The following is a 10678-nucleotide window of genomic DNA, read 5'->3' as shown; positions in this document are numbered from 1 at the left end:
AGGCGCGGTGCCAGCTGGCACCGCGCCTCCTGTCCGTCAACGGGTCGCGTCTACGCGACCGCCGCCTGCACCTGACGCTGGACGCGTCCGAGCATGCCCACCATGCCGCGGATCCGCAGCGGGCTGACCGCCTCGGACAGACCGATGGTCAGCGGGTAGTCCGTCGGGACGGCGAGCACCTGCTCGACGGTCAGGCCGGACAGTCCCTGCGCCAGGATCGAGGCGAAGCCGCGGGTGGTCGGCGCCTCGCGCGGGGCGGTGGCGTGCATCCGGACCACGTCCGGGGCGTCGCCGTCCTCGCCCACCGTCACGGTGATGAAGACGGGGGACTGGCACTCCTCGACGCGTTCGAGCTCGTCCTCGTGCCCCTGCAGGCGTTCGGGCAGCGCAGGCAGCTCGTTCGAGAACTCGAGCAGGAGCTGCAGGCGGTCCTTCTGGCCCAGGGCGAGGAAGTCGTCGCGGATCTCGGCGAGGGTGGCGGGGAGTGGTGCGTCGGTGCTGTCGTTCATCGGTTCGGAACAGTACCCGGCTCGGATCCCTGCACGATGGGGACGCGGACGGCGCTGCCCCACTCGGTCCACGAGCCGTCGTAGTTGCGGACGTTGTCGTAGCCGAGCAGGTGCTGCAGGACGAACCAGGTGTGGCTCGAGCGCTCACCGATGCGGCAGTAGGCGATGACCTGGTCGGCGTCACCGATGCCGGCGCCGTCACGGTAGACGGCGTCGAGCTCGTCGCGTGACTTGAAGGTGCCGTCGGGGGCTGCGGCCGTCGCCCAGGGGATGTTCACGGCGGTGGGGACGTGGCCGCCGCGCAGCGCACCCTCTTCCGGGTAGTCGGGCGCCGTCGTGCGCTCCCCGCTGTACTCCGGGGCGCTGCGGACGTCGATGAGCGGCTTGCCGAGGTGCGCGAGGACGTCGTCCTTGAAGGCGCGGACGGGCTCGTCGTGGCGCTCGACGACGGGGTACTCGACGGGCGTGACCGGGGTCTCGTCGGTGGTCAGGGCGCGGTCCTCGGCGATCCACTTGCCGCGACCGCCGTCGAGCAGGCGGACGTCCTCGTGGCCGAACAGGGTGAACACCCAGAGGGCGTACGCCGCCCACCAGTTGTTCTTGTCGCCGTAGATCACGACGGTGGTGTCGCGGCCGATGCCCTTGCCGCCGAGGAGCTCGGCGAAGGCGGCACCGTCGATGTAGTCGCGCTGCACCGGGTCGTTGAGGTCGGTGTGCCAGTCGATCTTCACGGCGCCCGGGATGTGCCCCGTCTCGTAGAGCAGGACGTCCTCGTCGGACTCGACGACCACCAGGTCGGGGGCGCCGGCCCCGGCGTCGAGTTGCTCCTGCAGCCACTCGGTGGAGACGAGGCGCTCCGGGTGCGCGTAGGCGGCGAACTTCTCGGACGGGTCGACCGGTGCGGTCATCGGGGGTACCTCCAGGGGGTGCGGGGGAGCGTGGTGCTGGGGAGCGTGCTGCTGGCGCCGGACTAGGATCGGGCGTCGGTGCCTGTGGGCAACGGTACGCGGACGTACCGTGCCCCTGACGCAACGTGACACCCCACGACATGCTTCCCGGAAGGGTTCCCCGATTGCCCGCTCACCTCGTCGACCGTGATCCCCAGGTGACCCCGCGGCAGATGGCCGCGGCGCTCGTGCCACCGCCCCAGTTCACGGACGCGTCGTTCGACTCGTACCGGCCGGACCCGGACTACGACTCGCAGGCCTCGGTCCGCGATGCCGTCGCCGCGTTCGTGGCCGCCGGTCCCGCGGAGGCCCCTCGGCGCGGGCTGTTCGGGCGCCGGAAGCAGTCGGCGGAGCCCGCGGCGAAGTCCGGCGTGTACCTGGACGGCGGGTTCGGTGTCGGCAAGACCCACCTGCTCGCAGCCGCTTACCACGCGGCCACCGGGCGGAAGACGTTCGGCACCTTCATCGAGTACACCGCGCTCGTGGGCGCCCTGGGGTTCCAGGGGACGGTCGACCTGCTCCGCGGCACCGCACTGGTGTGCATCGACGAGTTCGAGCTCGACGACCCGGGCGACACGATGGTGATGACCCGGCTCATCAAGGAACTGACCGAGACCGGCACCCGCTTCGCCGCGACGTCGAACACGCCCCCGGGAGCCCTGGGCGAGGGACGCTTCGCCGCGCAGGACTTCCTGCGCGAGATCCAGGCGATGTCGGACCGGTTCGACACCATGCGCATCGACGGCCTGGACTACCGCCGACGGGCCGTGGACGAGTCGGCGCAGGTGGTGTCCGACGTGCCCGCCGCGCTGCCGTCCGGCACCGTGACGCTCGACGACTTCGGCGCGGTGGTCGCGCACCTGGGTTCCGTGCACCCGTCGAAGTACGTCGCGCTGGTCGAGGACCTCGACGCCGTCGGGCTCACCGACGTCCGGGCGTTCACCGACCAGACCGACGCGCTGCGCTGGGTCGCCCTGGTGGACCGGTTGTACGACGCGCAGGTGCGCATCGTCGCCTCGGGTACCCCGCTCGACCAGGTGTACCCCGACGTGATGCTCGAGGGCGGTTACCGCAAGAAGTACCTGCGCGCGGCGTCCCGCGTGGTGGCGCTCACCCGCGCCTGAGCGTCCCTCGCCGTCAGACCGATCTGTCCACGGCGGTCTCCTGCCCCTCGCGCAGGGGACATCGGGCCGGCGGAAACACGACGTTTACAAACGGCGCGGTCGCGTTACATCCGCGAAACAGTTCGTGCTCCCTCGTGAAACCTCGCCTCGCCAGACTCTGTGACACCCGAGGCGGTCCAAGAGCCGCTCGTGCAATCGAGAGGTGAGCAGATGCTTGATCAGGGCAACACGACGTTCGTGTTGGTGATGGCTGCGCTGGTGTTGTTCATGACACCCGGCCTGGCCTTCTTCTACGGCGGCTTGGTGAAGGCCAAGTCCGTCATCTCCATGATGATGATGTCGTTCGGTGCGATCGCGCTCGTGAGCGTGCTCTGGGTGGTCTACGGCTACGCGATCGCCTTCGCCAACCACGGCGACGGCACGGCGGTCTCCGGCGTGGTCGGGTTCTTCAGCATCGACTGGAACCAGATCGGCCTCGGCCAGGCCTTCGAGGAGGCGCAGTCCTCGAACATCCAGGCGGCGTACCCGTCGATGGCCTTCGTCGGGTTCCAGGCGACGTTCGCGATCATCACCGTCGCGCTCATCTCCGGCGCCATCGCCGACCGTGCCAAGTTCGGCGCGTGGATGGTCTTCGCCGGCGTCTGGGTCACGGTCGTCTACTTCCCGGTCGCCTCGTGGGTCTTCAACCTGACCTCCGGTTGGGCCGCCACGTGGGGCGTCATCGACTTCGCCGGTGGCACCGCGGTCCACATCAACGCCGGTGCCGCAGGGCTCGCCCTGGCGATCGTGCTCGGCAAGCGCGTCGGCTTCGCCAAGGGCGCGCACAAGCCGCACAACCCGCCCTTCGTCCTGCTCGGTGCCGCCATCCTGTGGTTCGGCTGGTTCGGCTTCAACGCCGGCTCCGAGGGTGCTGCTGACGGCATCGCCGCGATCGCCTGGGTGAACACCCTCGCCGCCCCGGCCGCCGCCATCCTCGGCTGGCTGCTCATCGAGAAGCTCAAGGACGGCAAGGCCACGTCCGTCGGTGCCGCTTCGGGAGCCGTCACCGGCCTCGTCGCGATCACCCCGGCATGTGCCGCGCTGACCCCGGGTTGGGGCATCCTGCTCGGGTTCCTCGCCGGCATCGTCTGCTGCTTCGCGATCGACTGGAAGTACCGCCTGGGCTTCGACGACTCGCTCGACGTGGTCGGCGTCCACCTGGTCGGCGGCATCTTCGGCACGCTGTTCCTCGGCTTCTTCGCCAACGACACCGGCCTGATCTACTCCGGCTCGTTCGAGCAGCTCGGCAAGCAGGCCGCAGCAGCCCTCGCCGTCGGCGTCTACTCGTTCGTGCTCGCCCTGGTCATCGGGTTCGCGATCGAGAAGACGATGGGCTTCCGCGTCAAGACCGAGGACGAGGTCGCCGGCATCGACACCGCCGTCCACGGCGAAGAGGGCTACGTCCTCTACGAGCAGACCGACGACAGCCCGGTCAGCGTCCGCTAGACACGCTCCAGCACCGCACGACGACGGGCCCCGCGCACACAGCAGCGCGGGGCCCGTCGTCGTGTGCCGGGCCGCGCCCGACCGGTAGGGTTCCGGCGTGGACGACGTCACCCTCGCGCACCCGCTCGTCGACGCCGTCGGGCCCGGCTTCGTCGTCTCCGAGACCGATGCCGCGGTCGTGTCGCTGTCGTCCGCCCGCATGGGCCTGGTGCTCGAGACACGGGCCGCCGACGTCGCGTGCGTGCTGCTCACGCCGCCCACCAGCCGCGTCACCCCGGCGATGCTCGCGATGCTCCGGCGGACGAGCAGCGCGTGGGTCGTCCGCGAGGGCGACCGCTACCGCGCCGCCGGCTCCGCCGAGGTCGTCGACGACGTCGCGACCGCGATGCTCGCTCCGCAGTCCTCGCCGCGCACCACCCGGCTCGGTGCCGACGAGGTCCCGTGGGTCGAGCTGATCGTGTCCGTCCACCACCCCGCCACCGGGCAGGCCGGCATCGGCCGCACCGCCGAGCTCCTGCTCGAGGGAATCGCCGGCAGCGTGCCCACCGCCTGGGGCACGGTCGAGCCGGCCACGCTCGCGTGGCGCGTCGACGCCGTCACGGACTTCGCCCGTGGGCGCGCGCCCCGTCCGACCCGGCTCGTCGCCGTCGCCCCGGTCGACGGCGGCGTCGCGGCGGTGCAGCTCCGGATCGAACGGTCCGCCACCGGCGTCACCGAGGAGACACGGTTGGCACTGCCACGGCCGGGAGGCACGGTGCCGGTCCCCGGGAACGACTCGCCTCCGGTGGAGGGTCCGATCGTCGACGTCCTGGCCGACCTCGCGCGTCGACAGCGAGTGCTGCTCGCGACGGCGTGGCGGTCGGGCGGGCACGCAGACGCGACCCTCGCCGCTCGGCAGCGCGGCATGCCCGTCCCCCTCGGAGCGGTCGTCGGTGCCGCCGCCGTGCGGGACCTCGGCGTCGACACCGGTTCGTTGCCGGTGGGTGCCATGCCGGTCGGGACGCCGCGCGTGCCGTCGCTGCTGCTCGACTTCTCGCCGCCGACCGCAGGGCTGACCGGGGGCGCCGAGGTGGAGGCCCGCTGGCGGGGGCTCGCCGAGCTCGGCACCGTGCTCGGCCCCCGTGCCGTCGAACTGCTCGGGTTCGGGGCGGACCGATGAGCGCCGAGTGGACGATCCTCAGCGCCGAGCACGTGGATGCCGCTGCCGTGCTGACCGGGGCTGCTGCGGTCGACCCGACGCTCGGCATCCGCCAGCTCTGGCTGGGCGATGCGCTACAGCTCGTGTCGGACGACGGAGTGGTGCTCCTCACGCTCTTCCAGTCCCGCCGGCTCGACAGCGTCACCGACGCGGAGCGGCTGCTCGCCGGACCCTTGTCGGTGGCGGGTGATCGGCTATGGTGGACCGAGATCCACACGGCCGCGCAACCCCCGTTCCGGGGGACGGCCGAGCGGATCGTGCACAGCATCGCGGACGCCGCCGGGGGAACGGCTGCGTCCCGAGCCGTGCACTGACCACGCGATCGCTCTGACCGAGCGGGACGACGACCAGGGGGAGCCATGGGGAACGGCTGGCAGATCGAGCCCGCGGGCGTGCAGACGACGCTCACCGACACCGAGACCGCGGCGACGAACCTCTCGACCGCGTTCGACGGTCTCGCCGACGCGCACGCGGCGCTCACGACCGCCGTCGGCGACGACCAGGCGGTTGCCGGCGCCGTCGCGGCACTCATCGAGAGCCACTCGGCCCTCCTGACCCGCGTGGGCAACCACATCACCGCCGGTCTGGCCGGCGCTGCCACCGCGACCCTCGCCTACTACCACGGTGACGAGGAGATGGCCGCGACGGCGCAGGCAAACGCGATCCGGGCCTCCAGCACCGGTGATTTGTCGGCCTTCGACCTGGGTGGTGACCAGTGAGCGGCCAGTGCCGCGCCGACGGCCTGATCGACCCGGACGCGATCCCCGGCGCGAACATCGACGCGGCGAAGGTCGAGACCGCCGGCACGGCGTTCTCGACGTCGGCCACCGACGTCGAGACGCGCGGCGGCGAGGTGAAGACCGCCTGGGCGAAGCTCGGCAGCAGCTACACCACGCCGGACTCCACCGAACTGCTCGCGGTCATGGACGGCGTCGAGACCGACACCGCCGCACTCGCCGCGACCCTGCAGAAGGCGTCGACGTTCATCGGCGACTACGCGACGGCGGTCGCGCCCATCGCGAAGCGGCTCGTCGAGCTGAAGGCCGAGGCCGAGAAGTTCGTCGAGAAGGCGCTGAAGGGCAAGACCGTCGGCCCGTGGGACCCGGAGCACCCGGCCAACCAGGGCATCGTCGGGCTCGTCCAGAACTTCGGCGAGGTGCTCGACGACGTGCACCTGCCGTGGGACCAGTACACGCCGTACGTCGACGAGAACAACGAGCTGCTCACCAAGGTCGCCGAGCAGGAGACCAAGCTCTCCGCGGCTTCCGCCGAGTGTGTCAACGCGATCAACGGGCTGCGCACCGACATGTGCCTGGCCCCGGTGCAGGCCGTCGACTACACGGCGGCCGTCAAGGCGAACGAACCGATGCCGTGGGGGAGCACCGGGCGCGGTGACCAGTCGTGCCAGGAATCGTTCGACTCCGGCGTGTACGACGCCGCGAAGGGCACGGTCGAGGGACTCGGCGGACTGATCGGGTACAACTCGCAGACCGGCGAGTGGGGCGACGGCGACTGGGCGGCGCAGTCCTGGAAGGGCTTCGCGGAGTCCCTCGGACTGATCGTCCTGTTGGGCAGCCCGCCGCTGCTGATCGCCGCGGCGCTCCCCAAGGGCGTCCTGCCGGATGTCGTCGGCGACACCGCGCGGAACATCATGGACCAGCAGAAGACCCTCGTCGAGGGCTTCGTCGGGTCGCCAGAGGACTGGCGGGACGACCCCGCACACGCCGCCGGTGGTGCCGCGTTCAACATCGGCACGCTGTTCATCCCCGGCGCGGGCGAGATCGGCGCGGGCGCGAAGATCGCGGCGCTCGGGTCGCGGCTCGCGGTGCTCGGGGCCGACGGCAGCAAGCTCGCGCTCATCGGGTCCAAGGTCGCTGCCGCCGGCACCACGATCGTGCGGGTCGGGGATGCGCTGTCGAGCCTGCCGGGCAAGGCGTTGTCGGGGGTCTCGGACCTGCTGGCGCGCGGGCGTGGCGGGTTCGCGGATGCGCTCCGGGGGCTCGGGGACAAGATCCCGACCGTGAAGGTCAGCGTCGAGCACGCCATGGCGACGCCGGACGGGTTCGGGGTGGGGCTCGGACGGCCGCACATCGAGGTGGGAAACCCGGGTTCGGGTGGGCACTGGTTGCACTCGGTGGCGGATCACGTTGAGCCGTCGGGGACACACAGGGGTGGACACGGTGATCAGGTGGTCGAACCAGCCGCGCCGCCTGCTCGTGACCCCCACACGGCGATCGCTCCGGGGGACCAGCCGGTCATCGGACGCGTGGAACTCCAGTCTGATCACGCGACTGCGACGTGGGAGCTGCTGAAGCGCAACAAGCCCGGAATGGCCGAGCAGCAGTACTTCACCGGGATTCACCAACCAGGTGACGGAACTGTGCCGGAACTCGTGATCCGGACCGATGACGGGAGAAAGGTAGCCCTGGACGGCTTCCGAGTGGAGGCCGGTGAACGCGTCTTCATGGACACGAAGGGCGATCACTCGTTCTGGTACACGTTCAAGAAGTGGACGCCCGAGCAGTTGTTCGCGAAGGACGGCGCTGAGATCGACAAGGTGGTGTCGAACATCCGCCGGCAGCTTCAAGCGATCGAGGACGTCGGTGGCGGCCGACTAGAATACATCGTGACGGACAGACGCTTCGGCGAACTCCTCGATGACACGCTCGTCGACCAACGGCTCGACGTCGATGTGATCATTCGGTCGATGCCATGACGACGGACGGAAAGAATTGACCTCGATCTGGACCACGCAGCAGCCTTCGATCCGGGTCCAGTGGGGAACCCGGTCGTTCGACGCAACTGGGGTGATTGCGGCGTTGCGAGAGTCATTGAAGGTGTTGGCGCTCTGCGGACCGCCATTCGCTGGCCCTTGGACCCTCCTCGACCCCTCCTCCCAAGACGCGGACGGCTCGCGTGTCGACGAGCTCGCCGACTCCGATGTCGAGCTCCTCATCGAACGAGGAGTTGCGCGTAACCATGATGGTCAGCCATTTCCTCAAGACGGTTACGGTGTGACGTTGGTGAGCATGCCGAGCGAGGGTGTCGGGGCCTCCTTGCGACTGCATGTCGGCGCGTCGGTGACTCGGCACATCGTGAACGAAGTTGCAGTGTCACTTCGGGCGCTCGAACCAGGAGCGTCAGTAGACCTCCGGGACTCCTTCGGTAAGCATCAGGCCGAAGTCGTCCGGAGACTCGTCGAACTCTGGCACGCCGATCTCGCGCAGGTCTCCGTGCGCGACGCCAACCGGAGTCAGAAACGATTTGCAACCCTCATCGGTCTGACCAACTTCTTCCGCGGAGACCACAGTCCCGTTTTATCCGCGATCGACCTGCCGACGGCAGCCAAGACGACGGTCGCGGACGGGGGCACGTGGCTCATGATCGATGACGACTCCGACGACTTGGTGACAACAGTGGCGAGCATCGTGGCGACCGCCGATGTCATCGAGGATGCCGGCGGCCTCATCATCTCTTCTTGATCGCAGTCGTGGACTCGCATGACGGCGCGTAGCGGTGGCCAGACCATTCGGCAGATCGTGTTTCGAGGGACAACGGCCGGCGAGCCGCGGGCGATGATCACCCCGGACCCACGTGCCTGGAATGCGGCGACTCTCCGTCGCACATCCTCGTCGCTGGGCGGTCTGCTCACAGCAGCGTTCTACCCGTCGTGGGGATGAACTACGACGATGCGCCTGCCCCTCTGCGGGACGCACTCGAAGGCTTCTCGGAGGCTTCCGCGATCACAATCCGATCCGAAATCCGGAATATCCTCGATTCCGGTAGCAGCGCATGATCATCGGCGGGAAGATCCGAACACCTCGGTGTACCTGAGCCTGGAGATACAGCATGTTGGTCGCGCTGATCGTGGGTCGATATTCTTGATCCACTGGGGACGGGACGGTGTCGAGCACCTGCATCAAGTCCGCGTCACGAACCACGTCTCGCATGAGGCGGCAACAAGGGCCGGAGGCCTCGCCGATTGAGTTCTGTATCTGACGTCATCGACCAACAGAATGCGCTCGCGATCCTCACGTTCGACCGGCTGGGATCAGGGTGGCAACGTTCGACGAGTGTCTTCGTCAGTCTCGGCGTGACCGCGCGGATCGAGCGGGCCGTCGACACTGGCGTTGCAGTCATTCACACCCCTCCCGCTGACCTCGCGGAATTCGAGGCGTGGAGTCGTCTGCGCGAAGTCATGGCCGAACCAGAACAGGGTGCCTGGTTCACAGGGCGGCTGCGCCTCGATTCAAGTGGTGCTTACCAGTTCGAGTTCTCCTGGGACGACGAGCCCCGATGGCCACTGCTGATCGACATCGATGGACAGCTCGTGGACTCATTGCCGGTGGAGAATTCGGAATTGCGAGAAGACATGGTGATGCATCCGCGGCCTGCGGCTACGACACCACCATGGCTCATCGAGCGTCTCGGCGCATCTCCGCTGCACTTCTCTGACAGGTGGGACGCGCGACTCGAGCCGCTCGGAAGCAGCCCGAACTGGTCGATTGTCCGGGAAATGGTCCGTGACACGATCCAGCTGCTCGGCGATGATCGAGATGCCGTACTGGAACGTGATGTGATCACCGAAGCGGTTTACAGTGAATTGCTGGCATCGACACGGGTGAGTCAGATGATGCGCTTACTCCGAGATGCGGCGGCAGCTGGTGTGGTCGACGAGCCGGCGCAGCTGAATTCGGACGAGGGTGGCCCGTCGCGAGACGCGATCAGCAACGACCAAGCGTTCCATCGCAACGTCGTCGTGCTGCTGTCGCTCATCGACCAGCTCGCGGACCAGGAGATCGCGAACGTCGTGAAGTCTTGAGAAGCGCTCCGGGACCACTCCTCCTGGTACGACTTCAGGAATTGGTCGCTTGAGAAACCTGCTGTCAAGGACCGCGGCGAGATCCTGAGCACTGTCAAGCAAAGACGTCGGCAAATCGAGGCCATCGATCAACTCGGAGGCGGTGAGCCTGACTGCATTGTGACGGACGAGCGCTTTGCCGCACTTCTCGACGATGCCGTCGATCATGCGAACCCCGACCCGGATGTAGGAGATCAAATCGCTGCCCGACGGGCGGACCCGCGAGTACGAGGTGCCGAATCAAGCACATCCGACTCACCCGCTGAAGCTCGATGACTTCAGCAATGTCGATGGGTGCCCGACTGCACCGAGGTGAAGGGCAACTACGGGTGGTTGCAAAGCCTGTCGCCGGCCCGGAAGGCAGAGATGATCGAGGGATGGGCCAAGTCGGCCATGGCCAAACTCACCGCGCTTGAGGACCCAAACGTGCAGTTGGGATGGGTATTCACTCGGGATCCGGATATCGCAGCAGCATTCGCCCACGCGATTCGACGACTGAGGAATGTATCGGTAGAATACATCGAGATGCCTCGCGATTTCAAGGGATGGTGAGC

11 protein-coding genes are annotated in these 10678 nt (G+C 68.3%); 9 read left to right on the top strand and 2 right to left on the bottom strand.

The features are described 5' to 3' along the window. Positions 1–50: 50 nt before the first annotated feature. On the bottom strand, positions 51–509 hold the full coding sequence (locus DEJ35_RS07305) for a SufE family protein (RefSeq protein ID WP_111090872.1): 459 nt from the start codon (positions 507–509) through the stop codon (positions 51–53). Next, positions 506–1417 carry a sulfurtransferase gene (locus DEJ35_RS07300; RefSeq protein WP_111090871.1) on the bottom strand — a complete coding sequence of 304 codons (912 nt, stop codon included), beginning with the start codon at positions 1415–1417 and terminating at the stop codon, positions 506–508. Before DEJ35_RS07300 ends, DEJ35_RS07305 begins: the two co-directional genes overlap by 4 nt. A gap of 140 nt (positions 1418–1557) precedes the next feature. On the opposite strand from DEJ35_RS07300, the gene zapE reads away from it, so the two are divergent. The 9 genes from zapE (at position 1558) to DEJ35_RS17020 (ending at position 10676) form a co-directional block, all read left to right on the top strand. Then, on the top strand, positions 1558–2580 hold the full coding sequence (gene zapE / locus DEJ35_RS07295) for a cell division protein ZapE (protein ID WP_111192440.1): 1023 nt from the start codon (positions 1558–1560) through the stop codon (positions 2578–2580). A 210-nt stretch (positions 2581–2790) separates the two neighbouring features. After that, complete coding sequence (locus tag DEJ35_RS07290) at positions 2791–4065, top strand: ammonium transporter (protein WP_110859596.1); 1275 nt, start codon at positions 2791–2793, stop codon at positions 4063–4065. A gap of 97 nt (positions 4066–4162) precedes the next feature. Then, positions 4163–5224: a DUF6177 family protein gene (locus DEJ35_RS07285; RefSeq protein WP_111192438.1), complete on the top strand. Its 1062-nt coding sequence runs from the start codon at positions 4163–4165 to the stop codon at positions 5222–5224. Then, the gene (locus DEJ35_RS07280) at positions 5221–5577 is read left to right on the top strand and encodes a hypothetical protein (protein ID WP_110859598.1); all 357 of its coding nucleotides are present in this window, start codon (positions 5221–5223) and stop codon (positions 5575–5577) included. The genes DEJ35_RS07285 and DEJ35_RS07280 overlap by 4 nt, the downstream gene beginning before the upstream one ends. Positions 5578–5622: 45 nt before the next feature. Further along, on the top strand, positions 5623–5982 hold the full coding sequence (locus DEJ35_RS07275) for a DUF6507 family protein (protein WP_111192436.1): 360 nt from the start codon (positions 5623–5625) through the stop codon (positions 5980–5982). Continuing rightward, entirely contained in the window at positions 5979–7979 is a 2001-nt protein-coding gene (locus tag DEJ35_RS07270; protein ID WP_111090867.1) for a hypothetical protein, read from the top strand. Before DEJ35_RS07275 ends, DEJ35_RS07270 begins: the two co-directional genes overlap by 4 nt. Before the next feature lie 16 nt (positions 7980–7995). Beyond that, positions 7996–8745: a hypothetical protein gene (locus DEJ35_RS07265; protein WP_111090866.1), complete on the top strand. Its 750-nt coding sequence runs from the start codon at positions 7996–7998 to the stop codon at positions 8743–8745. 500 nt (positions 8746–9245) lie between these two features. Continuing rightward, positions 9246–10085 carry a hypothetical protein gene (locus DEJ35_RS17025; protein ID WP_146238512.1) on the top strand — a complete coding sequence of 280 codons (840 nt, stop codon included), beginning with the start codon at positions 9246–9248 and terminating at the stop codon, positions 10083–10085. A gap of 333 nt (positions 10086–10418) precedes the next feature. Beyond that, positions 10419–10676: a hypothetical protein gene (locus tag DEJ35_RS17020; RefSeq protein ID WP_146238513.1), complete on the top strand. Its 258-nt coding sequence runs from the start codon at positions 10419–10421 to the stop codon at positions 10674–10676. Positions 10677–10678: the final 2 nt, after the last annotated feature.

The organism is Curtobacterium sp. MCPF17_051, assembly GCF_003234595.1.
Classification (GTDB): Bacteria; Actinomycetota; Actinomycetes; order Actinomycetales; family Microbacteriaceae; genus Curtobacterium; species Curtobacterium flaccumfaciens.
The sequence above is the reverse complement of the archived record's forward strand: the minus strand, read 5'-3'. Positions and strand labels throughout refer to the sequence as shown.